Raw genomic sequence first — 21,404 nt, 5'->3', positions numbered from 1 at the left:
GGGCGGATCAACCAGGTGTCGGCAAGAGTGCGCGGTACGCAAAAGGGTCACAGGTAAAACGCGGCGCACTGTATACCCCCGCGAGCGCGCAGGCGTCAACGCGTTGCGTCAATTCCCCGGGGAAAAACGCAGCGATCCTGTGGTGAGAGCCATCTTGGGCGAAGTGATCGGCGTACATGGCGCCTCCATTTGTTGTTTTGTCTGCCCGACGCTGAGGACGGGCTAGTGCACACGGCAATGGCGGCTATAACAGCGTGGGGACGGGGGTTTGGGCAATAGGGGGGCGGGGCGGGACAGGGTTTGCCGAGCGCGCGCGCGGCAAGTTCTGTTTACAGAAAATCAGCCCAGCCAAGGAAGCCCGGGAAATTTGTACAATTTTCTTTACAGAGCGGTTTGAAAACTTGCCAGCCGTCCGAAAAATTGTTTGCCCTCAGTATCTTGGGCCGCTTTGCGGCCAATCGCCGGCAAGCCGGCTCCCACAGAGACCGCAGTCGTCCCTGGAAAACAGGCACAAAAAAGCCAGCCCGAGGGCTGGCTTTCTGCGCACCGCGAGGGCAGTCAGCCGCGCGGCTTGCCGCGACCGCGGCCGGCCGGCTTGTCACCTTCGGGCTTGGACGGGCGCTTGCGCATTTCGCTTGGGCGCTCGGCAACGGCGCTGCCGCGGCTCTTGCGGGGTGCTTCCTCGCGCGGCTGGCGTGCCGGGCGCTCGGCAGCAGCACCGCCTTCATGCGCCGGGCGCAGGTTGCGCACGCGCTCGCCACGGCCCATCGGACGCGACGACTTGCGCTGCAGGCGCTCCATCTTGTCCTTGGCCTTGAGGTTCATGGCAGGCAGCGCAACCGGCTGCAGGCCCACTTCGGCGGCCAGGATGTCGATTTCGCCCTGGCTCATTTCACGCCAGCGACCCATCGGCAGGTCGGAGTTGAGGAACACCGGGCCGAAACGCACGCGCTTGAGGCGGCTGACCACCATGCCCTGGGATTCCCACAGCCGACGCACTTCGCGGTTGCGGCCTTCCATCACCACGCAGTGGTACCAGTGGTTGAAGCCTTCGCCGCCCGGTGCCTTCTGGATGTCGGTGAACTTGGCCGGGCCGTCTTCGAGCATCACGCCCGCCTTCAGGCGATCGATCATCTCGTCGTCGACTTCACCACGCACACGCACCGCGTATTCGCGGTCCATCTCGTAGGACGGGTGCATCAGGCGATTGGCCAACTCACCGTCGGTGGTGAACAGCAGCAGGCCGGTGGTGTTGATGTCCAGGCGGCCGATGTTGATCCAGCGGCCTTCCTTCGGCCGTGGCAGGCGGTCGAACACGGTCGGGCGGCCTTCCGGGTCGTCGCGGGTGCAGATTTCGCCGTCTGGCTTGTTGTACATGATTACCCGGCGAGTGGCTTCGGCAGCCTCTTCACGCTTGATCAGCTTGCCGTCGACGGCGATGGCGTCGTGCAGGTCGACACGCTGGCCGAGGGTAGCCTCGACGCCGTTGACCTTGATGCGGCCCTGGCTGATCCAGGCCTCGACGTCACGGCGCGAGCCCACGCCGATACGCGCCAGCACTTTCTGCAGCTTTTCGCCGGATGGCGGGGTAATTTCGGTAGATTGCAGGTCTTGCTCACTCATCTGGGCACCTCCCGGTGTAGGAATGAAAACTCAGGTCTTGGCGACGGACGCGCCAAAAGGCCGCGCATCATACGCGGTTCGGTGGGGGAACGCACTGGAGGGTAGAACGTTTTGTGCGGGGTGGAAGTTATTTCTGCCCGGTGGTTGATGGTGCCTGGACCGGCCCTATCGCCGGCAAGCCGGCTCCCACAGATACCGCGCAGGCTGCAAATCCTGTAGGAGCTGGCTTGCCAGCGATGAGGCCAGCGAAGGCTCAGTGCTGCCCCTTGCCCTCTTCTTCCGCCGGTGCCTGCGGCTCTTCTTCGCGCAAATCATCGAAATCGGTCTTCAGCCCCTCTTCCATGGCATCCAGTTCCACCAGCAGGCTGCGGAAACTGGTCTCCTCCTTCGGCTCGACCGCTGCTTCTGGCTCACCCAGACTGGCATCGGCCAACGCCTGAATGTGCGCCGGCACCGGCGCGTCATCCGGATCGAGCAGCGGCTCCGGCTCCATCTCGCGAAGCTCCGCCAACGCCGGCAATTCGTCCAGGCTCTTGAGGTTGAAGTGATCGAGAAACGCCTTGGTGGTGGCGAACATCGCCGGCCGCCCGGGCACCTCGCGGTAGCCGACCACGCGAATCCACTCGCGCTCCATCAGGGTCTTGATGATATTGCTGTTGACCGCCACGCCACGCACATCCTCGATTTCACCGCGGGTGATCGGCTGGCGGTAGGCGATCAGGGCCATGGTTTCCAGCAGCGCACGGGAATATCGCTGCGGGCGCTCCTCCCACAGCCGCCCCACCCAGGGCGCGAAATCTTCACGAATCTGCAGGCGATAGCCGCTGGCGACCTCCTTGAGCTCGAAGGCACGGCCCGCGCAGGACTTGCCCAGCACTTCAAGGGCCTTCTTGAAGACCTTCGGCTCGGGGCGCTCGGCCTCCTCGAACAGCTCGTACAGGCGTTCGAGCGATTGCGGCTTGCCCGAGGCGAGCAGAAACGCCTCGATCAGCGACGCCAGGTCGCGGGGTTCATTCAGGTTCATCGGTTTCTTCGACAGACTCGGCGCGCAGCCGCACATGGATCGGCGCAAATGCCTCATTCTGCACCAGTTCGATCAGCGATTCCTTGACCAACTCGAGAATCGCCATGAAGGTCACCACTACGCCCAGCTTGCCCTCCTCGACGCCGAACAGCTCGACGAAGGGCACGAAGCCGCCACCCTTGAGGCGCTCGAGCACATCGCCCATGCGCTCACGGGTCGACAGGGTCTCACGGGTGATCTGGTGGCTCTCGAACAGGTCGTTGCGGCGCATGACCTCGGCCATGGACACCAGCAGCTCTTCCAGGCTGACTTGCGGCAACAGCTTGCGCACCTTGGCCTGCGGCGCTTCCAGGCGCGGCACGACGACATCGCGACCGACCCGGGGCAGCGCGTCGATGCCCTCGGCGGCGGCCTTGAACCGTTCGTATTCCTGCAGCCGGCGGATCAGTTCGGCACGCGGGTCGCCCTCCTCTTCCTCGATCTCGACCGAGCGTGGCAGCAGCATGCGTGACTTGATCTCGGCCAGCATCGCGGCCATCACCAGGTATTCGGCGGCCAGCTCCAGGCGCACGCTCTTCATCAGCTCGACATAGCCCATGTACTGGCGGGTGATCTCCGCCACGGGGATGTCGAGGATGTCGATGTTCTGCTTGCGGATCAGGTACAGCAGCAGGTCCAGCGGGCCTTCGAACGCCTCGAGGATGACTTCCAGGGCGTCCGGCGGGATGTACAGGTCCAGCGGCATTTCGGTGAGGGCTTCGCCGTAGACCAGGGCCAGCTGCAATTGTTGTGGCGATTCGGCTGCGATGCCAGGTGCCTCAGGGGTTTCCAACATGCTCACGCGTTGACCAGGAACGGTGTGGGATCGCCGCAACCTTCGCGGATCAAAGCCGGTTCATCGCCGGTCAGGTCGATGATGGTCGAGGCCTTGAGGTCACCGAAGCCGCCATCGATGATCAGGTCGACATGGTGCTCCAGGCGTTGACGGATCTCGTACGGGTCGGTCATGGGTTCTTCGTCGCCCGGTAAGATCAGGCTCACGCTCATCAACGGCTCGCCCAGCTCTTCGAGCAGCGCCAGGACAATCGGGTTGGACGGCACGCGCAGGCCGATGGTACGGCGCTTCTCGTGCATCAGCAGCCGCGGCACTTCCCGGGTGGCATTGAGGATGAAGGTATAGGGACCGGGAATGTGCGCCTTGAGCAGGCGGAAAGTGGAGGTATCGATCTTGGCGAACAACCCCATTTGCGACAGGTCGCAGCACAGCAGGGTGAAATTGTGTTGCTTGTCCAGCTGGCGCAAGCGGCGAACCCGTTCGATCGCGTTCTTGTCGCCGATCTGGCAACCCAACGCGTAGGCCGAGTCGGTGGGATACACCACCACACCGCCCTTGCGAATGATCTCGACAGCCTGTTTGATCAGGCGCGCCTGCGGGTTTTCCGCATGAATCTGGAAAAATTGGCTCACGTAGTCGTCCTGTTCATACCGCCAAAGGCTGTTCATGGCTGAATCGGCGCCACAGAGGTGGCAGGTCCTCGGGCAATGGCCGGTAGGCACCGATCTCGCCCCAGGTGCCGGGGCCGTGGAAATCGCTACCGGCGCTTGCCAGCAGGCCGAACTCACGGGTGAGGATGGACATCGTGCCCACCTGCTCGGCCGGCATCATCCCGTTGACTACCTCAAGTGCCTGCCCGCCTGCCTGAATATAGTCGGCAATCAGCCGCCTGCGCTTGCTGCGGGTCAGATCGTAGTGCATGGGATGGGCCAGGCTCACCCACGCATTGGACTGACGCAGGGTGGCAACAGTTTCTTCAAGGGTCGGCCAGTGCTGCTTGACGTCACCGAGCTTGCCCGCCCCCAGCCACTTGCGAAACGCCTCGCCGCGGTCCTTGACGTGCCCCGCGCGCACCAGGAACTCGGCGAAATGCGGCCGCGCCGGCGCGTTGCCGCTGTCGCCCAGCTCCTGCTGCATGGCGCGAGCGCCATCGAGGGCGCCCGGCATGCCTTTGGCGGCCAACCGTTTGTCGATTTCCTCCGCGCGCAGCCAGCGGCCACGGTGCAAGGCTTCGATAGCCTCGGCCAGGGGCGGGGCATCGAGGGGGAAATCATAGCCCAGCACATGAATGGTCGCCCCGCCCCAGGTGCACGACAGCTCTACGCCGCTGACCCAGCGCAGGCCAAGCTCGGCGCAGGCCTGGCGTGCTTCTGGCAGGCCTTCGAGGGTGTCATGGTCGGTCAGGGCCAAGGTCTGCACCCCGTGCTCATGGGCCCGGGCGACCAGGACCGCAGGCGACAGGGCGCCATCGGAGGCCGTGCTGTGACAGTGCAGATCAACATTCATGGAGGAGCGCTTTCGCTGGAATCGATGTTTGTTATTATGCCGTCACATCCCGATTCTGGCTGCCATTGTGAAACAATTCATCGATTTCATCCCGCTGCTGCTGTTCTTCATCGTCTACAAGCTCGACCCACGCCCGATGGAAGTCGCTGGCCACAGCTTCGAATTCGGCGGCATCTACAGCGCCACGGCAATGCTGATCATCAGCTCGCTGGTGGTGTACGGCGCCCTGTTCCTGCGCCAGCGCAAGCTGGAAAAGGGCCAGTGGCTGACCTTGGTCGCCTGCCTGGTGTTCGGCGGCCTGACCTTGACCTTCCACAGCGAAACCTTCCTCAAATGGAAAGCGCCGGTGGTCAACTGGCTGTTCGCCCTGGGTTTTGCCGGCAGCCACTTCATCGGCGACCGAGTCCTGATCAAGCGCATCATGGGCCACGCCCTGACCCTGCCCGACGCCGTGTGGGCTCGCCTGAACCTGGCCTGGATCGTGTTCTTCCTGTTCTGCGGCGCGGCCAACCTGTTCGTCGCCTTCACCTTCCAGGACTTCTGGGTCGACTTCAAGGTGTTCGGCAGCCTGGGCATGACCGTGATCTTCCTGGTGGCGCAGGGTGTGTACCTGTCGCGCCACCTGCACGACGACCCCTCCACCTCCAAGACCAAGGATTGACATGCTCTACGCCATCATCGCCAGCGACGTCGCGAACTCCCTGGAAAAGCGCCTGGCCGCACGTCCGGCGCACATCGAGCGCCTGCAGCAACTCAAGGCCGAAGGCCGCGTGGTACTGGCCGGCCCGCACCCGGCCATCGACAGCAACGACCCGGGTGAAGCCGGCTTCAGCGGCAGCCTGATCGTCGCCGAGTTCGACTCGCTCGCTGCCGCACAGGCCTGGGCCGATGCCGACCCGTACATCGCCGCGGGCGTGTACGACAAGGTGATCGTCAAGCCCTTCAAGCAAGTCTTGCCATAACCGACAAATTGGCGGTGTCTGCTGTATCTTTGCCACTGGCGGACACGTCAGACGCCGTCGATTTGAATTGAGTGAGTCATGAGCGAGCTGTTACTGATTGATGACGACCAGGAACTCTGCGAGCTGCTCGGCAGCTGGCTGATCCAGGAAGGTTTTGCCGTGCGCGCCTGCCACGACGGCCAGAGCGCGCGCCAGGCCCTGGCCGAGCACGAGCCTGCAGCGGTCGTGCTGGACGTGATGCTGCCCGACGGCAGTGGCCTGGAGCTGCTCAAGCAGCTGCGCAGCGAACATACCGAGTTGCCGGTGCTGATGCTCTCGGCCCGCGGCGAACCGCTGGACCGCATCCTCGGACTGGAACTGGGCGCCGACGACTACCTGGCCAAGCCTTGCGACCCCCGTGAGCTCACCGCGCGCCTGCGGGCCGTGCTGCGCCGCAGCCACCCGACCGCCGCCAGCACGCAACTGGAGATCGGTGACCTGGCCTTCAGCCCGGTCCGTGGCGTGGTCAGCATCGACGGCCGGGAGATGAGCCTCACCTTGTCCGAAAGCCGCATCCTCGAAGCCCTGCTGCGCCAACCCGGCGAGCCGCTGGACAAGCAGGAGCTCGCACAGATCGGCCTGGGCCGCAAGCTGACCCTGTATGACCGCAGCCTGGACATGCACGTGAGCAATCTGCGCAAGAAGATCGGCCCGCATGCCGACGGCCGCCCGCGCATCGTCGCCCTGCGCAGCCGTGGGTACTACTACAGCCTTTGATCAGCCACAAGCTTCTAGCTTCAAGCCACAAGAAAAGTATCCACTCGCACGCTGTTTCTTGTCGCTTGCAGCTTGCAACTTGCCGCTGCTTCTTTACCTAGCCTTTACGCTTCGCTGACTGCGCTTGACCTTGATCTCCCTAGACTGTGCTCATCCGGTAACCACCGGCCCATGAAAGGAGAGACACCATGCGCAAGACCCTTATCGCCCTGATGTTCGCCGCCGCCCTGCCGACCGTGGCCATGGCCATGCCTGAAGGCGGCCAGCGTCACGACGGCCCGCATCATCGCGGTGATGCGCCTTTCGCCCAACTGGACCTGAGCCGTGAACAGCGCCAGGAGATCCGCAAGCTGATGGGCGAGCAGATGAAAAACCGCCACGACATCACCGAACGCTACATGGCCAAACTGCCAGCCGCCGAGCAGAAGGCCATGAAAGATGAGCTCAAGGCCAGCCACGACAAGTCCGAAAGCCAGATCCGCGCGTTGCTCAAGCCTGACCAGCAGAAGAAGTTCGACGAACTGCAGAAAGAGCGTGAAGCACGCAAGGCCGAATGGAAGGAGTTCCAGGCCTGGAAAGCTGAAAAAGGCAACAAGGCCCAGTAAGCTATCCCACCGATGCCCGGCCCGCGCCCACCCGCGGGCCGGGCTTTTCCCGTTTACAGGAGGTGCTCTTGCGTTCTCTGTTCTGGCGCATCCTGGCCAGCTTCTGGCTGGCTATCACGCTGGTTGCCGGCCTGTCGATCCTGCTGGGCCACATGCTCAACCAGGACGCTTGGATCCTCAGCCGCCACCCCGGCCTCAACACCCTGGCCAGCCATTGGGCCAAGCACTACGAGCAAGAAGGCGTGGAGGCTGCGCAGATGTTCCTGGAACGGCGCAGAGAACGTTACAAGATCGATGTGCAGGTGCTCGACGACAGCGGCGCGGCCGTGGTGCCCGGCACCTTCCCGCGCCGCGCCGCAGCCTTCGAGGCACGCCAGCACAACGACCAGCGCCGCTTGCCGTGGCGCCGCCTGACCGAGGAATACACCAGCCCCGAAAGCGGTGAAACCTACCTGCTGATCTACCGTATTCCGCACCCCGAGCTGGACGCCTGGCACCGCGAGAGCCTGCTGTGGCCGCTGAGCGCCCTGGGCATTGCCCTGGTGGTGCTGACCCTGTTCAGCCTGCTGGTGACCCTGTCGATCACCCGCCCGCTGAGCCGCCTGCGCGGCGCCGTACACGACCTCGGCCAGACCACCTACCAACAGAACAGCCTGGCCCGCCTGTCGGCGCGACGCGATGAATTCGGCGTGCTGGCCAAGGACTTCAACAAGATGGGCGCTCGCCTGCAGAGCCTGATCGGCAGCCAGCGTCAGCTGCTGCGCGACGTTTCCCACGAACTGCGTTCGCCCCTGGCTCGCCTGCGTATCGCCCTGGCCTTGGCCGAGCGCGCCGAGGCGGATCAGCGCCAGGCGCTGTGGCCACGCCTGACCCGTGAGTGCGACCGCCTGGAAGACCTGATCAGCGAAATCCTGACATTGGCCCGGGTCGATGCCGAGCAGGCACATGCCGAAACCGTCGACCTCAACATGTTGCTCGGCAGCGTGCGCAAGGATGCCCAGCTCAGCGCACCGGAGCAGGAAGTGAAGCTGGAGGCCCAGCCGGGGTTGACCCTGCAGGGTTGGCCGACGTTGATCGAGCGTGCCGTGGACAACTTGCTGCGCAATGCCTTGCGCTTCAATCCGGTGGGGCAGCCGATCGAAATTCGCGCCGGGCGTGAGCAGGAGCTGATCGTGGTGAGCGTGCGCGACCATGGGCCGGGGGTGGCTGCGGAGCATCTGGCGCAACTGGGTGAGCCATTCTTCAGGGCGCCGGGGCAGGATGCGGCAGGCCATGGGCTAGGGTTGGCGATTGCGCGCAAGGCGGCGGAGCGCCACGGCGGCAGCCTGGTGCTGGAGAATCATCCGCAAGGTGGTTTTGTCGCCCGCCTGGAGTTGCCTGAGGCTGTTTCGAGCATCTGATGGGGGACAGGGGCTGCTGCGCAGCCCATCGCCGGCAAGCCAGCTCCTACAGGTATGGCACAAGCCTTACGGCCAGCGCTGTACCTGTGGGAGCCGGCTTGCCGGCGATGGGCAGCAATGCATCACTCGCCCCAGGCGCTGACGAACTCGGCTGTCTCCAGAATCGGCGCCGTACGCGGCTCTGCCATCGGCGTCCCCACATACAGGTAACCGATCAACTCCTCGTTCTCGGCCATCCCCAATCCCTTGTGCACGAAACCATCGAAGGCCATGTCGCCGGTGCGCCACACCGCGCCGATGCCCTGGGCATGCGCCGCGATCAGGATGCCGTGGGCCGCGCAGCCCGCCGCCAGGCGCTGCTCGGACTTGGGCACCTTGAAGTGGTCCTGCAGCTTGGCGATCACCACGATCAGCAACGGCGCGCGCAACGGCATGGCGCGCGCCTTGTCCAGCGCAGCCTGGCTCGCATCGCCCTTGTGCTGCAGCGCCTGGGCAAACAGCTCACCGAGCTTCTCCCGCCCCTCGCCCTCGATGGTCAGGAAGCGCCAGGGCCGCAGCTGGCCGTGGTCAGGCGCGCGCAGCGCCGCCTGGAACAGCGCCTCGCGCTGGGCGTCATTGGGCGCAGGATCAGTCAGGCGTGGCACGGAAACACGGTTGAGCAATGCGTCGAGAGCCTCCATCGGCTACCCTCCTGGCAGGTGAATGTGCGGCCATTCTCAAGCTGCAAGCTACAAGCTGCAAGCGCCAAGAGGGCGCCGACCCGGTGCACAAGCCTTTTTCTTGCAGCTTGTAGCTCGCGGCTTGCAGCTGCCAGACCCATAGGTAGAATGGCGCCCTTCCGTTCAGAGTCAGAGCAGATCACATGGCCTTGCCGACCTTAAGGATCATTGGTTTCATCATCGGCATCTTCCTCATCACCCTGGCGGTCAGCATGGTCGTGCCCATGGCGACCCTGGTGATCTTCGAACGCACCGGCGACATGCCGTCGTTCCTCTGGTCCAGCCTTATCACCTTCGTCGCCGGCCTGGCCATGGTCCTGCAGGGCCGCCCCGAACATGTGCACCTGCGTCCGCGCGACATGTACCTGCTCACCGTCAGCAGCTGGCTGGTGGTGTGCGTGTTCGCCGCCCTGCCCTTCCTGCTGACCCAGCACATCAGCTACACCGACGCCTTCTTCGAGAGCATGTCCGGCATCACCGCCACCGGCGCCACGGTGCTCAGCGGGCTGGACAGCATGTCGCCGGGCATCCTGATGTGGCGCTCGATGCTGCACTGGCTCGGCGGCATCGGCTTCATCGCCATGGCGGTGGCGATCCTGCCGCTGCTGCGCATCGGTGGCATGCGCCTGTTCCAGACCGAATCCTCCGACCGCTCGGAAAAGGTCATGCCGCGCTCGCACATGGTCGCCAAGTCGATCGTGGGGGTCTACGTCGGCTTCTCGGTACTCGGCGCCGTGGCCTTCTGGTGGGCCGGCATGAGCCCCTTCGATGCGATCAACCACGCCATGTCGGCGATTTCCACCGGGGGTTTCTCGACCTCGGACCAGTCCCTGGCGAAATGGGACATCCCGGCGGTGCACTGGGTAGCCGTGGTGGTCATGATCCTCGGCAGCCTGCCGTTCACCCTCTACGTGGCGACCCTGCGCGGCAACCGCAAGGCGCTGATCCGCGACCAACAGGTGCAGGGGCTGCTCGGCATGTTGGTGGTCACCTGGCTGGTGCTGGGCACCTGGTACTGGGCCACGACCAAACTGCACTGGCTGGACGCCTTGCGCCACGTGGCGCTCAACGTGACCTCGGTGGTCACCACCACCGGCTTCGCGCTGGGTGACTACAGCCTGTGGGGCAATTTCTCGCTGATGCTGTTCTTCTACCTGGGCTTCGTCGGCGGCTGCTCCGGATCGACCGCTGGCGGCATCAAGATCTTCCGCTTCCAGGTGGCCTATATCCTGCTCAAGGCCAGCTTGAACCAGCTGATCCACCCACGCGCGGTGATCAAGCAGAAGTACAACGGCCACCGCCTCGACGAAGAGATCGTGCGTTCGATCCTGACGTTCTCGTTCTTCTTCGCCATCACCATCTGCGTGATGGCATTGCTGCTGTCACTGCTGGGCGTGGACTGGATGACTGCACTGACCGGCGCCGCCGGCACCGTCTCGGGCGTTGGCCCGGGCCTGGGTGAAGTGATCGGCCCATCGGGCAACTATGCCTCGCTGCCGGATGCCGCCAAGTGGATCCTCGCCAGCGGCATGCTGCTCGGGCGCCTGGAGATCATCACGGTGCTGGTGCTATGTATGCCGGCGTTCTGGCGTCATTGATCACGATGGGTTGCGCACCGCCCAGGCGGGCGCGGTACTCGGTGGGGGTGACGTCGAACCAGCGGCGGAACGCCCGGTAGAAGTTGCTGGGGTCGGCAAAGCCCAGCAGGTAGGCGGCCTCCAACAAGGTCATGCCCGGCTGGGCAAGGTATTGCTCGGCCAGCTCGCGCCGGGTGTCGTCCAGCAGCGTCTGGAAGCTGGTGCCCTCTTCCTGCAGACGGCGTTGCAGGGTGCGCTGGGACAGGTGCAGGGCCTGGGCCAGGGTCTCCCGCTTGGGCTCGCCCTGGGGCAGGATGCGGCACAGCACCTGGCGTACCCGGTGGGTGACCCGGCTTTCGGAAAAGCGCGCCAGGTACTCGCCGGCGAACCGGTCATGCAGCACCGCCATGGCTTCGTTGGCGGTCGGCAGTGGGGCTTCCATGTCGGCGCGCTCGAACACCAGCGCATCGTGTGGTGCGCCGAACACCAGGGGTGAGTGAAACGCCACCTTGTAGGGTTCGATATTCTTCGGCTGCGGCCCCTGGATCAACACCCGTCTGGGCTGTATGGGCCGGCCACTGAGCCACGTGCTCAGCGCCAGTGCGCATGCCAGCGACGCCTCGGAGCTGTGCCGGGTCGGCGGCAGGTGATCGCCGTGCACGGTGAGGATCAGGGAGTAGCCTTCAGGCCCCAGGCGGAAGCTCAGGTCGGAGCTTTCGGCGATGATGCGCTGGTAGCGCACCAGCCGCTCGAAACCTTCGGCCAGTGTGCGGCTGGACATCAACGCATAGCCCACCACGTGGAACGATGCCGGCCGCACCACCCGCGCCATGTTCAGGCCGATCGCTTCATTGCCGGACAGCTCCACCGCCAACTGCCACAGGCGGGTCATGGAGTCTTGTGGAAACCGCGCATCCGGGTCGTCGAGAGCGGCAAAATCGAGCCCCAGTTGCTTGAACATGGCACGGCAGTCGAGCCCTTCCAGCTCGAGTGCCTTGACGATCCCTGATGCCCAGCTGGCTGACGTGGTTCTCTCACTCATGACAGGCTTCTTATGCTGACCGCTTCATGCGGTGAACCTAAGGATACTCAATTGGCGCCTATTGTCACTGGCCGGCTCCGCCAATGACTCTAGACTCGTTTCAGGCTCCACGCCGTGTATCCTGTCAAAAAGTGATAATCCCGGAGCATTGCGATGACCACCACAGCGCAGTTTCGCAGTTTTGCCGAGTTCTACCCTTACTACCTGGGCGAACACAGCAACCCCACGTGCAGGCGCCTGCACTTTGTCGGCACCAGCCTGGTCATTGCCCTGCTGGCCTATACCATCGGCAGCGGCAAGTGGATGCTGCTGCTGGCCGTGCCGCTGTTCGGCTATGGCTTTGCCTGGGTCGGGCACTTCTTTTTCGAGAAGAACCGACCGGCCACCTTCAAGCATCCGCTGTACAGCCTGATCGGCGATTTCGCCATGTTCCGCGACATCCTGCTGGGCAAGATCAGCCTCTAGGGCTCAGGCAGGTTCGCGCAGCGCGGCGGCCTGCACGGTTTGCTGCGCCTCGGCCAGCCGATACAACTCGATGCTGCCGTCCCAGTGCTCGATCAGCGCCGTGCAAGACTCTACCCAATCGCCACAATTGAAGTATTCGACCTCGCCCACCGTGCGGATCTCGGCATGGTGGATATGCCCGCACACCACTCCGTGAAAACCCCGGCGAGTGCATTCGTGGGCAATGGCGTCCTCGAAATCGCTGATGAAGTTCACCGCGCCCTTGACCTTGTGCTTGAGGTAGGCCGACAGCGACCAGTAGCCGTAGCCATAGCGCGCCCGCCAACGGTTGAGCCAGCGGTTGAGTACCAGGGTGAGCTCGTAGGCACGGTCGCCAAGAAACGCCAGCCAACGGTGGTAGCGGGTAATCACGTCGAACTGGTCGCCATGGATCACCAGCAGACGGCGCCCGTCCGCCGTCAAGTGCTCGGCCTCGTCCACCAACTGAATGTTGCCGAGCATCAGTTTCGAATAGCGGCGCAGGAATTCGTCATGGTTGCCGGTGACGTAGATCACCTCGGTGCCACGCTTGCTCATGGTCAGCAAACGGCGGATGACATTGGTGTGTGCCTGAGGCCAGAAGATGCCGCTGCGCAGCTTCCAGCCGTCGATGATATCGCCGACCAGGTAGACGCGATCAGCCTGATAGCCCTTGAGGAACTGCGACAGGTGTTCGGCCTGGCAATCGCGGGTACCCAGGTGCACATCGGAAATCCACAGTGTGCGCACGCGTTGCTTGCGTGAAGGGCGAGAAAGTTCGGCGTGAGTCATGGACGGGCTCCGGCGCTGTTTGCTGGAGACTGGCAGGCGCAGATGACAGGTTGGTGGCAGCGATGGGGCGGGTGATGACCTGCGGGGAATGGGGCACAATGGTTGCCTGCCCCGCGAGGACGCCCCATGACCGCCGGCCCGATTCTTTCCCTGCGCCATTACCGCGACGACCTGATCGCTCACAGTCACGAACACCCGCAACTGGTGTTCGGACTGCGGGGTAGCCTGGATTTCGAGGTGCAAGGGCACGGTGCGCGGCTCGACCGCCAGGGCCTGATGGTGGTACCTGCCGGGGCCCATCACAGCTGTGGCAGTGAGAGCGGCAGCCACTGCCTGGTGCTCGATGTACCGGGCGAGCATTGGTTGCGCGAGCAACTGGGTGAACACACCGATGCCAGCCGGCGCCTGCTCGACCGCCCGGCCGCGCTGGACCTGGACAGCCGCCAGCAGCAACTGGTGGACTGGCTGGCAGCCAGCCCGGTGGATGACCCGCTGTTTGCCCGGCAAGGTGCAGCGCTGCTGTTGGCCAGTCTCAACCCCACGGCTTCAGCCGTCATCACGCCCAGTCATCGCCTGCCTTATGCCGCGTTCGACAGCCATGTCGAACAGCATGCGGCGCACCCATTGCAGGTCGCCGACCTGGCGCGCATCGCCGGGCTGTCCAGCGCGCGGCTGCATGCGCGCTTCGCACTCGAGTGCGGGATGACGCCGATGGAATATATCCGCCAACGGCGCTTGCTCAAGGCGCGGCGGTTGCTGCGAGAAACGGCGCTGCCCGTTGGTGAAGTTGCCGTGCAGGTGGGATACAGCTCGCAGAGCGCGTTTTCGGCGGCGATATTGCGGGCGTTCGGGTGTACACCCAGGGTCTTGCGGCGAGAGTCTGGCGACAACCGGCGCTAGCCTGGCGACAGATTCTGGTTTCTCGACGTTTTACACTGTGTCTGTACCGGCGCTATCGCCGGCAAAGACAACGATGATCCCAAGGACCACCATGAACCACCGCACCGCCCTCGGCGCCCTGCACATCGGCGCGCTGTTCTTCGGCCTGACCGGCGTCTTCGGCAAACTCGCCGCCAGCGCCAGCCCGGCGATCATCGTCTTCGGCCGTGCCGCATTCGCCGTGCTCGCCCTGACCCTGTTCGCCAGCCTCACCGGCCCGGGTTGGCAACGCCTGAGCGGACGCGACATGCGCCGCCTGCTGCTCGGCGGGGTGCTGCTGGCCGGTCACTGGGTCAGCTTCTTCATTGCCGTCAAGGTCGCCGGCGTAGCCATCGCCACCCTCGGCTTCGCCAGCTTCCCGGCGTTCACGGTGATCCTCGAAGGGCTGCTGTTCCGTGAACGCATCCGCCGAAACGAAGCGGTGCTGGTGGTACTGGTAAGCATCGGCCTGGTCCTGGTGACACCGTCCTTCGACCTGGCCAGCGAGGCCACCGGCGGCCTGCTCTGGGCCCTGCTCTCGGGCCTGCTGTTCTCGCTGCTGTCGCTGACCAACCGCGCAGGTTCCGGCCGCTTGCCCGCGGTGCAGGCAGCGCTGTGGCAGAACCTGGTGGTCGGCCTCTGCCTGTTGCCGGTGGCCGCACCAGGCTTGGCGACGGTCGCACCCGGAGACTGGCTGTGGATCGCCCTGCTCGGCATCTTCTGCACCGGCGTCGCCCACAGCCTGTTCGTCGCCAGCCTGGCGGTGATCAAGGCACGCACGGCGGCCGTGGTATTCGGCATGGAGCCGGTCTACGGCATTGCCGTGGCCTGGGTGGTGTTCGCCGAAACGCCTACCCTGCGCATGCTGCTGGGCGGTGCACTGATCATCTTCGCCATCGTGCTGTCCAGCCGCTTGGCGGCCGAGCAGCCCGGCAAACCGCGCGCAGTGGCCGAAGGCGCCTGATCAGCGATCGTTGTGGCCCAGGTCGCGCTGCGGGTCGATCTGGTCGCGAACCCGCTGCTTCAGCACCTTGGCTTCGGGGAACCCGCCATCGGCCTTGCGCTCCCAGATCTGCACGCCTTGGCAGGTAATCCGGAACACACCGCCAGTGCCCGGCTCGAGCGCCACCCGGGCAAGGTCGTCGGAGAAGGTGCTGAGCAGCTCCTGGGCCAGCCAGGCTGCGCGCAACAGCCACTGGCACTGGGTGCAATAGGTGATGACAATTTCCGGCTTGGTATCGGCCATGGTCAAGTCTCTCGAGGTAAGGGGCCGCTTATACTAGCGGTCTTTAGCCCCGGGTTTGAGACTCACGATGCGCCGCCTGCTGTTCTGCCTTTTGCTGATGCTCACTTGCATTTCCGCGCTCGCCGCCGAAGCGGCCCGGCCCAAGGTCGGGCTGGTGCTCTCCGGTGGCGCCGCCAGGGGCCTGGCGCACATCGGCGTGCTCAAGGCGCTGGAAGAACAGGGCGTGCGCATCGATGCCATTGCCGGTACCAGCATGGGGGCGGTGGTTGGCGGGTTGTATGCCTCGGGCTACAGCGTCGAGGAACTGGAGAAACTGGCCACCACGCTCGACTGGCAGCAGGCGCTGTCCGATGCTCCGCCGCGCAAGGACGTACCGTTCAGGCGCAAGCAGGATGACCGCGACTTCCTGGTCAAGCAGAAGCTGAGCTTTCGCGATGACGGCAGCCTCGGCCTGCCGCTGGGCGTGATCCAGGGCCAGAACCTGGCCCTGCTGCTGGAAAGCAAGTTGGCCCACACCGCCGACACCCGCGACTTCGACAAATTGCCGATCCCTTTTCGCGCCGTGGCCACCGACATCGCCAGTGGCGAGAAAGTGGTGTTCAGCAAGGGTCACCTGCCCCAGGTGATCCGCGCCAGCATGTCGATCCCGGCGGTGTTCGCGCCGGTGGAGCTGGACGGCCGGCTGCTGGTGGACGGCGGCATGGTCGATAACATTCCCGTGGACGTGGCCCGCGAGATGGGGGTCGACCTGGCCATCGTGGTCGATATCGGCACCCCGCTGCGTGACCGCAAGCAACTGGCCACGGTAGTCGATGTGCTCAACCAGTCGATCACCCTCATGACCCGGCGCAATTCCGAGGAGCAACTGGCCAGCCTTCACCGCGACGACATCCTCATCCAACCGCAGCTGGCCGCGTTCGGCGTCACCGATTTCGGCCGCGCGCGCGACATGATCGAAGCGGGCTACCGAGCCGCGCAACTGCTCGAACCGCGCCTTGCCGCGCTGCGCCAATCCGAAGGCGATGCGCAGCTGGCGGTGGCCCGTTCACCGCGCCAGCGGACCCCCGTGATCACAGCGATTCGCGTGGAGAACGACTCCAAGGTCAGCGACGATGTGATCCGCTACTACATCCGCCAGCCGATTGGCGAGCCGCTGGAGCTCGACCGCCTGCAGACCGACATGGGCACCCTGTATGGCCTGGACTACTTCGACCGGGTGCAATACCGCGTGGTGCACAAGGGCGAGCAAAACACCCTGGTGATCAATGCCCGTGGCAAGCGCGGCGGCACCGATTACTTGCGCCTGGGCTTGAACCTTTCGGATGACCTGCGCGGTGACAGCGCCTTCAACCTGGGCGCCAGCTACCGGGTCAACGGCATCAACCAGCTCGGCGCGGAATGGCTCACGCGCGCACAGATCGGTGACCAGCAGGAGCTGTACAGCGAGTTCTACCAGCCGCTGGATGTGGGTTCGAGGTATTTCATCGCGCCTTACCTGGACTTCAGCTCGCAGAACATCGAAGCCACCCTGGATAACGACCCGATCGCCGAGTATCGACTTGAACGCTATGGTTTCGGCCTCAATTTCGGCCGGCAGATCGGTACCTATGGCGAAGTGCGTCTGGGGGCAGGCAAGGCCTGGGGCGAAGCCGAGGTCCGCATCGGTGACCAGGACCTGCCTACGGTCAGCTTCAACGAAGGCTTCTATGAGCTCAAGTACTCGTTCGACACCCTCGACAACGTCTACTTCCCGCACAGTGGCGAGGACATCGGCCTGACCTTGCGCAAGTACGACAAGTCGCTGGACTCCGACGAATCGTACCGCCAATGGTTGTTCAACCTGGACAAGGCCTTCAGCAGCGGGCCTGATACCTGGGTACTGGGGGGCCGCTACGGGCGTACGCTGGATGCCACCGAAGTGGTGACATCGAGCTTCGTGATCGGTGGCGCACGAGAGTTGTCGGGGTTCCGCCAGGACTCGGTGTCAGGGCAGAACCTGAGCCTGATGCGCGTGGTCTACTACCGCCGCCTGACGCCGCGGGCCTACCTGCCGCTGGAATTCCCGCTGTACATCGGCGGCTCGCTGGAGCGCGGCCGGGCCTGGAACAATGACAATGAGTTCGACAGTGGGTACATCAACGCAGCAAGCATCTTCCTCGGGCTGGAGACGCCGCTGGGGCCGTTGAACCTGAGCTATGGGGCCAACAGTGCCCATGAGCAGGCGGTGTATCTGAACCTGGGGCATACCTTCTAGATTGCTGGGGCTGCTTTGCAGCCCTTTCGCGACACAAGGCCGCTCCTACAAGAGATCGCCGTTTTCTGTAGGAGCGGCCTTGTGTCGCGAAGCGGCCCCAGCAACTCAGGATTTTTCCAGATTGGCCAGAATCTTCGCATGCACCCGCATGCACACTTGCAGGTCCGCCTCGTCCACCCCGGTGAACAGCTCCAGGCGCAAGGCATTGGCAATGGTCTCGATCTGGTCGATCAACGGCTTGGCCGGCGGGCACAGCTGGATCTTCTTGGCCCGGCGATCTTCCAGCACCGCCTGGCGGCGCACCAGGCCCTGGTTCTCCAAACTGTCGAGCAGGCGCGCCAAAGTCGGGCCTTCGACGCCGACACTCTGGGCCAGTTCGCGCTGGGTTGGCGCTTCTTCGAATCGTGCAAGGTGCAGCAACACCAGCCAACGCGCCTGGGACAGGTTGAGCCCGGCCAGGCGGCGATCCAGTTCGGCACGCCAACCCCTGGACATCTGGGCCAGCTGCATGCCAAAGCGGTGTTGATTGTCGGTCAGGGGCATAAAGAACTCATGGACTGGAACTAATTATTAGGCAGCTAACCATGCCCTGTGCCTTCAAGCAAGACTGACCGCCACACCAGGGGCCGATAATCGTCAAAAAGGATGCCACAGGTCAGTAGATGTCCGAAATGTCTTCAATCACAACTCGAATTCTGCCGCCAATGCTGCGCGTACGCAGTACAGCACTCCTTCCGGTACCCGGGCACCGAACAAGGGTGCAATGACTGACACCGGTGGCAGCTCCCCTTCACCATCGAGGAAGGCATCCTGTATCTCCATCAGCAGGTCTTCCGGCAGGTCGAGCGCCTGGTCCAGGCTCAGTTCCTGGCGACCGAGGGCCTCGGCCAGCAGGCTGTAGACGTTCTTCTCGCTGCAGTTGAGCTGGCCGGCGATCTGCGCCGGGGTCATGCCGGCACGGGCCAGGCTGACCAGTTCGTGGCGCAGGTCGAGCACCACTTTCGGCGCCTCCTCGGTGCCACCTGCGCCGTTGAGCACTTCGAGGAAGGCCTGGCCATAGCGCTCCAGCTTGCGCGCGCCCACACCGCTGACTTGGGCCATGTCGCTGAGGCTGGTCGGCTGGCTGCGCAGCATCTCCAGCAGCGTGGAGTCGGGGAAGATGACATAGGGCGGCACGCTGTGCTCCTCGGCCAGTTTGCGCCGCAAGGTACGCAGGGCCTCCCACAGCTCCCGCTCCTCGGTCCGCACCAGCTGGCTGGCCGGGCTGCCGCCGCTGGAAGAAGCCTTGGCCACGGTCTGCGGCTTGAGGTCGCGGCGCAGCTGCAAGGTGACCTCGCCACGCAGCAGTGGCCGGCAACTGTCGGCCAGGCGCAGGCCACCGTAGCCTTCCAGGTCGATGTCGACCAGGCCACGGGCCACCAGCTGGCGGAACAGCGAACGCCATTCGGCCTCGGCCAGTGCCTTGCCGACGCCGAACACCGCAAGCTTCTCGTGGCCGAAATTACGCACCTTCTCGGTGTCCTTGCCCAGCAACACATCGACCAGATGACCTACCCCGTAGCGCTGGCCGGTGCGGAATACCGCCGACAAGGCTTGTCGCGCAGGCTCGGTGGCGTCCCAGGTCTGGATCTGGTCGACGCAGTTGTCGCAATGCCCGCACGGCTGCTCGAGCACTTCGTCGAAGTAGGCCAGCAGCGACTGGCGACGGCAGCGGGTCTCTTCGCAGAGGGCCAGCATGGCATCGAGCTTGTGCTGCTCGACGCGCTTGTGGCGTTCGTCACCCTCGGAGTTCTGCAGCATCTGCTTGAGCATCACCATGTCCTGCAGGCCGTAGGCCATCCAGGCGTCGGACGGCAGGCCATCGCGGCCGGCACGACCGGTTTCCTGGTAATAGGCCTCGAGGGACTTGGGCAGGTCGAGGTGGGCGACAAAGCGCACGTTGGGCTTGTCGATGCCCATGCCGAAGGCAATGGTGGCGACCATGATCAGCCCTTCCTCATTGAGGAAGCGGTGCTGGTTGGCGGCCCGTGTTTCGGCAGCAAGGCCGGCATGGTAAGGCAGCGCCGGGAAGCCTTGCTCGCACAGGAACGCCGCGGTCTCGTCGACCTTTTTGCGAGAGAGGCAGTAGACGATGCCGGCATTGCCACGGCGCTCGCCAAGGAAGGCCATCAGCTGCTTGCGCGGCGACTCCTTGGGCACGATGCGGTAGAAGATGTTCGGCCGGTCGAAGCTCGACAGGAAGCGTTCGGCGCCCTGCAGGTGCAGGCGCTGGACGATCTCCTCGCGGGTTCGCATGTCGGCGGTGGCGGTCAGGGCGATACGCGGCACGTGCGGGAAAAGTTCGGCCAGCTGGCCGAGCTGCAGGTATTCGGGGCGGAAGTCATGGCCCCATTGCGACACGCAGTGGGCCTCGTCGATGGCGAACAGGGCGATGTCCAGCCCGCGCAGGAACTCCAGCATGCGCGGCTGTACCAGGCGCTCCGGCGCCAGGTACAGCATCTTCACTTCGCCACGGCGCAGGCGCCCGGCCAGGTCGCGCTGCTGCTCCGCGCTCAGGGTGGAGTTCAGCGCCGCGGCGGCGACGCCCAGCTCGTCCAGCGTGGCGACCTGGTCGTCCATCAGCGCGATCAACGGCGACACCACCACCGTCAAGCCCGGGCGCAGCAACCCCGGCACCTGGAAGCACAACGACTTGCCGCCACCGGTGGGCATCAGCACCAGCGCATCGCCGCCGCTGGCCACGCATTCGATGATCGCTGCCTGGCGCCCGCGGAAACTGTCGTAGCCGAAGATATCCTTGAGAACGCGCTGAGCCTGTTCGAGCATGTGCAACTCCAAATCGCCGTACCATCCTGGACACAGGCTGGACGAAAAACCCGCTCCGCACACGCCGAATGCGTAAGCGGCTTTTGCCAGACGGCCGGGAAACCCCGCCTCTGCATGAAAAATCGCGGAGTATACCGCAGTGCCGCTCCCGGCAGGATGCCCGGGTGACAGACGTTCCCTTTGCACCGCCATCACCGCAAGGTGCTAGAATTCACTATCGTTTATTCCCCCAAGGTAGCCCTTAATGTCCTTCGCCGAGCAACTGACCCGCCTGCAAGCCTTCCTCGACGCCGATGAGCTGCACGAAGAAGCGCTGGACTACGTCGCCGCCCACGGCTACCTGACCGCGCTGTCGATCTGCTCGGAAGAAGTCCCCGAGCGTGAATGGATCGACGCGTTGTTCGCCGAAGAGCCCCATTACGCCAGCGATGCCCAGCGCACCGAAATCGAAGCGACCCTGGTGGCACTGAAGGGCCACATCGCCCGCCAGCTGGCCAGCGACGAAGAATTCGACCTGCCGTGCGACCTGGACCTGACCGACGAACCGGACGATTCCGACCTGCGCGGCTGGTGCATCGGCTTCATGGAGGGCGTGTTCCTGCGCGAGGAAGCCTGGTTCGAGAACGCCGAAGAGGAAGTCAGCGAGATGCTGCTGCCGATCATGGTCGGCTCGGGCCTGTTCGACGAGCAGCCAGAGTTCGCCGACATCGCCAGCAACGCCAACCTGCAGGACGACATGATCGTGCAGATCCCCGAGGCGCTGAGTGCACTGTTCCTGCTGCTGCACGCTCCTGACGAGAAGCCGGCGCTGCTCAAGCCACGCCACCACTGAGTCG

At 64.3% G+C, this 21,404-nt stretch carries 22 protein-coding genes; 11 read left to right on the top strand and 11 right to left on the bottom strand.

From position 1 onward, the window contains the following. Positions 1-558: 558 nt before the first annotated feature. The 5 genes from rluB to PPL01S_RS05455 all read right to left on the bottom strand — a co-directional run bounded on the left by rluB (position 559) and on the right by PPL01S_RS05455 (position 4,988). Positions 559-1,623 carry a 23S rRNA pseudouridine(2605) synthase RluB gene (gene rluB / locus PPL01S_RS05475; protein ID WP_016391669.1) on the bottom strand — a complete coding sequence of 355 codons (1,065 nt, stop codon included), beginning with the start codon at positions 1,621-1,623 and terminating at the stop codon, positions 559-561. A 253-nt stretch (positions 1,624-1,876) separates the two neighbouring features. After that, entirely contained in the window at positions 1,877-2,647 is a 771-nt protein-coding gene (scpB, locus tag PPL01S_RS05470) for an SMC-Scp complex subunit ScpB (protein WP_016391668.1), read from the bottom strand. After that, on the bottom strand, positions 2,634-3,488 hold the full coding sequence (locus tag PPL01S_RS05465; protein WP_028625158.1) for a segregation and condensation protein A: 855 nt from the start codon (positions 3,486-3,488) through the stop codon (positions 2,634-2,636). The genes scpB and PPL01S_RS05465 overlap by 14 nt, the downstream gene beginning before the upstream one ends. Beyond that, complete coding sequence (locus PPL01S_RS05460) at positions 3,485-4,114, bottom strand: L-threonylcarbamoyladenylate synthase (protein ID WP_016391666.1); 630 nt, start codon at positions 4,112-4,114, stop codon at positions 3,485-3,487. The genes PPL01S_RS05465 and PPL01S_RS05460 overlap by 4 nt, the downstream gene beginning before the upstream one ends. Before the next feature lie 13 nt (positions 4,115-4,127). Further along, positions 4,128-4,988: a PHP domain-containing protein gene (locus tag PPL01S_RS05455; RefSeq protein WP_016391665.1), complete on the bottom strand. Its 861-nt coding sequence runs from the start codon at positions 4,986-4,988 to the stop codon at positions 4,128-4,130. Positions 4,989-5,055: 67 nt separating this feature from the next. On the opposite strand from PPL01S_RS05455, the gene PPL01S_RS05450 reads away from it, so the two are divergent. From PPL01S_RS05450 to PPL01S_RS05430, 5 genes are all read left to right on the top strand, one after another. Then, complete coding sequence (locus tag PPL01S_RS05450; RefSeq protein WP_016391664.1) at positions 5,056-5,649, top strand: septation protein A; 594 nt, start codon at positions 5,056-5,058, stop codon at positions 5,647-5,649. A gap of 1 nt (position 5,650) precedes the next feature. Next, entirely contained in the window at positions 5,651-5,950 is a 300-nt protein-coding gene (locus PPL01S_RS05445) for a YciI family protein (protein ID WP_008091826.1), read from the top strand. Between the two features lie 78 nt (positions 5,951-6,028). Next, positions 6,029-6,706 (top strand): response regulator transcription factor, encoded by a 678-nt coding sequence (locus PPL01S_RS05440; RefSeq protein ID WP_028625160.1) that lies wholly within the window; start codon positions 6,029-6,031, stop codon positions 6,704-6,706. A gap of 188 nt (positions 6,707-6,894) precedes the next feature. Continuing rightward, positions 6,895-7,311: a Spy/CpxP family protein refolding chaperone gene (locus PPL01S_RS05435; protein ID WP_016391662.1), complete on the top strand. Its 417-nt coding sequence runs from the start codon at positions 6,895-6,897 to the stop codon at positions 7,309-7,311. 62 nt (positions 7,312-7,373) lie between these two features. After that, positions 7,374-8,711, top strand: coding sequence for a sensor histidine kinase (locus PPL01S_RS05430; protein ID WP_028625161.1), 1,338 nt, complete (start codon positions 7,374-7,376; stop codon positions 8,709-8,711). A 122-nt stretch (positions 8,712-8,833) separates the two neighbouring features. Here PPL01S_RS05430 and PPL01S_RS05425 read toward each other — a convergent pair whose 3' ends face one another. After that, entirely contained in the window at positions 8,834-9,391 is a 558-nt protein-coding gene (locus PPL01S_RS05425; RefSeq protein WP_016391106.1) for an NAD(P)H nitroreductase, read from the bottom strand. 182 nt (positions 9,392-9,573) lie between these two features. Between PPL01S_RS05425 and PPL01S_RS05420 the strand changes: the two genes are divergently transcribed. Next, positions 9,574-11,028 (top strand): TrkH family potassium uptake protein, encoded by a 1,455-nt coding sequence (locus PPL01S_RS05420; RefSeq protein WP_016391105.1) that lies wholly within the window; start codon positions 9,574-9,576, stop codon positions 11,026-11,028. Here the strand turns inward: PPL01S_RS05420 and PPL01S_RS05415 are convergent. Continuing rightward, positions 10,985-12,049: an AraC family transcriptional regulator gene (locus tag PPL01S_RS05415; protein WP_028625162.1), complete on the bottom strand. Its 1,065-nt coding sequence runs from the start codon at positions 12,047-12,049 to the stop codon at positions 10,985-10,987. The two genes, PPL01S_RS05420 and PPL01S_RS05415, sit on opposite strands and share 44 nt — an antisense overlap. A 153-nt stretch (positions 12,050-12,202) precedes the next feature. Here PPL01S_RS05415 and PPL01S_RS05410 point away from each other — a divergent pair, with 153 nt between their 5' ends. After that, on the top strand, positions 12,203-12,514 hold the full coding sequence (locus PPL01S_RS05410; protein ID WP_016391103.1) for an Mpo1-like protein: 312 nt from the start codon (positions 12,203-12,205) through the stop codon (positions 12,512-12,514). Between the two features lie 3 nt (positions 12,515-12,517). On the opposite strand, the gene PPL01S_RS05405 is transcribed toward PPL01S_RS05410, so the two are convergent. Further along, positions 12,518-13,324: a UDP-2,3-diacylglucosamine diphosphatase gene (locus PPL01S_RS05405; protein ID WP_028625163.1), complete on the bottom strand. Its 807-nt coding sequence runs from the start codon at positions 13,322-13,324 to the stop codon at positions 12,518-12,520. Positions 13,325-13,450: 126 nt separating this feature from the next. Here PPL01S_RS05405 and PPL01S_RS05400 point away from each other — a divergent pair, with 126 nt between their 5' ends. Together PPL01S_RS05400 and PPL01S_RS05395 are read left to right on the top strand one after the other, a co-directional pair. After that, a complete protein-coding gene (locus PPL01S_RS05400; RefSeq protein WP_028625164.1) occupies positions 13,451-14,224 on the top strand; it encodes an AraC family transcriptional regulator in 774 nt (257 codons plus the stop codon). Positions 14,225-14,315: 91 nt separating this feature from the next. Beyond that, entirely contained in the window at positions 14,316-15,206 is an 891-nt protein-coding gene (locus PPL01S_RS05395; protein WP_016391100.1) for a DMT family transporter, read from the top strand. On the opposite strand, the gene PPL01S_RS05390 is transcribed toward PPL01S_RS05395, so the two are convergent. Next, complete coding sequence (locus PPL01S_RS05390; RefSeq protein ID WP_028625165.1) at positions 15,207-15,488, bottom strand: Rdx family protein; 282 nt, start codon at positions 15,486-15,488, stop codon at positions 15,207-15,209. A 67-nt stretch (positions 15,489-15,555) separates the two neighbouring features. On the opposite strand from PPL01S_RS05390, the gene PPL01S_RS05385 reads away from it, so the two are divergent. Beyond that, on the top strand, positions 15,556-17,742 hold the full coding sequence (locus PPL01S_RS05385) for a patatin-like phospholipase family protein (RefSeq protein ID WP_016391098.1): 2,187 nt from the start codon (positions 15,556-15,558) through the stop codon (positions 17,740-17,742). 105 nt (positions 17,743-17,847) lie between these two features. On the opposite strand, the gene PPL01S_RS05380 is transcribed toward PPL01S_RS05385, so the two are convergent. Next, positions 17,848-18,285, bottom strand: coding sequence for a MarR family transcriptional regulator (locus tag PPL01S_RS05380; RefSeq protein WP_016391097.1), 438 nt, complete (start codon positions 18,283-18,285; stop codon positions 17,848-17,850). Positions 18,286-18,423: 138 nt separating this feature from the next. Next, positions 18,424-20,568 carry a DNA helicase RecQ gene (gene recQ, locus PPL01S_RS05375; RefSeq protein WP_016391096.1) on the bottom strand — a complete coding sequence of 715 codons (2,145 nt, stop codon included), beginning with the start codon at positions 20,566-20,568 and terminating at the stop codon, positions 18,424-18,426. Positions 20,569-20,812: 244 nt separating this feature from the next. Here recQ and PPL01S_RS05370 point away from each other — a divergent pair, with 244 nt between their 5' ends. Next, on the top strand, positions 20,813-21,400 hold the full coding sequence (locus PPL01S_RS05370; protein WP_016391095.1) for a YecA/YgfB family protein: 588 nt from the start codon (positions 20,813-20,815) through the stop codon (positions 21,398-21,400). Positions 21,401-21,404: the final 4 nt, after the last annotated feature.

The organism is Pseudomonas plecoglossicida NBRC 103162 = DSM 15088 (genome assembly GCF_000730665.1).
In the GTDB taxonomy this organism is placed as follows: domain Bacteria; phylum Pseudomonadota; class Gammaproteobacteria; order Pseudomonadales; family Pseudomonadaceae; genus Aquipseudomonas; species Aquipseudomonas plecoglossicida.
Note: the sequence above shows the minus strand (reverse complement) of the source record. Positions and strands in the feature narration are given on the sequence as shown.

Bases quoted from the DNA above. Each gene is read 5' to 3' on its own strand.
- rluB (WP_016391669.1), bottom strand. From the start codon at position 1,623: ATGAGTGAGCAAGACCTGCAATCTACCGAAATTACCCCGCCATCCGGC.
- scpB (WP_016391668.1), bottom strand. From the start codon at position 2,647: ATGAACCTGAATGAACCCCGCGACCTGGCGTCGCTGATCGAGGCGTTT.
- PPL01S_RS05455 (WP_016391665.1), bottom strand. From the start codon at position 4,988: ATGAATGTTGATCTGCACTGTCACAGCACGGCCTCCGATGGCGCCCTG.
- PPL01S_RS05445 (WP_008091826.1), top strand. From the start codon at position 5,651: ATGCTCTACGCCATCATCGCCAGCGACGTCGCGAACTCCCTGGAAAAG.
- PPL01S_RS05440 (WP_028625160.1), top strand. From the start codon at position 6,029: ATGAGCGAGCTGTTACTGATTGATGACGACCAGGAACTCTGCGAGCTG.
- PPL01S_RS05435 (WP_016391662.1), top strand. From the start codon at position 6,895: ATGCGCAAGACCCTTATCGCCCTGATGTTCGCCGCCGCCCTGCCGACC.
- PPL01S_RS05425 (WP_016391106.1), bottom strand. From the start codon at position 9,391: ATGGAGGCTCTCGACGCATTGCTCAACCGTGTTTCCGTGCCACGCCTG.
- PPL01S_RS05420 (WP_016391105.1), top strand. From the start codon at position 9,574: ATGGCCTTGCCGACCTTAAGGATCATTGGTTTCATCATCGGCATCTTC.
- PPL01S_RS05415 (WP_028625162.1), bottom strand. From the start codon at position 12,049: ATGAGTGAGAGAACCACGTCAGCCAGCTGGGCATCAGGGATCGTCAAG.
- PPL01S_RS05410 (WP_016391103.1), top strand. From the start codon at position 12,203: ATGACCACCACAGCGCAGTTTCGCAGTTTTGCCGAGTTCTACCCTTAC.
- PPL01S_RS05405 (WP_028625163.1), bottom strand. From the start codon at position 13,324: ATGACTCACGCCGAACTTTCTCGCCCTTCACGCAAGCAACGCGTGCGC.
- PPL01S_RS05400 (WP_028625164.1), top strand. From the start codon at position 13,451: ATGACCGCCGGCCCGATTCTTTCCCTGCGCCATTACCGCGACGACCTG.
- PPL01S_RS05395 (WP_016391100.1), top strand. From the start codon at position 14,316: ATGAACCACCGCACCGCCCTCGGCGCCCTGCACATCGGCGCGCTGTTC.
- PPL01S_RS05390 (WP_028625165.1), bottom strand. From the start codon at position 15,488: ATGGCCGATACCAAGCCGGAAATTGTCATCACCTATTGCACCCAGTGC.
- PPL01S_RS05385 (WP_016391098.1), top strand. From the start codon at position 15,556: ATGCGCCGCCTGCTGTTCTGCCTTTTGCTGATGCTCACTTGCATTTCC.
- PPL01S_RS05380 (WP_016391097.1), bottom strand. From the start codon at position 18,285: ATGCCCCTGACCGACAATCAACACCGCTTTGGCATGCAGCTGGCCCAG.
- recQ (WP_016391096.1), bottom strand. From the start codon at position 20,568: ATGCTCGAACAGGCTCAGCGCGTTCTCAAGGATATCTTCGGCTACGAC.
- PPL01S_RS05370 (WP_016391095.1), top strand. From the start codon at position 20,813: ATGTCCTTCGCCGAGCAACTGACCCGCCTGCAAGCCTTCCTCGACGCC.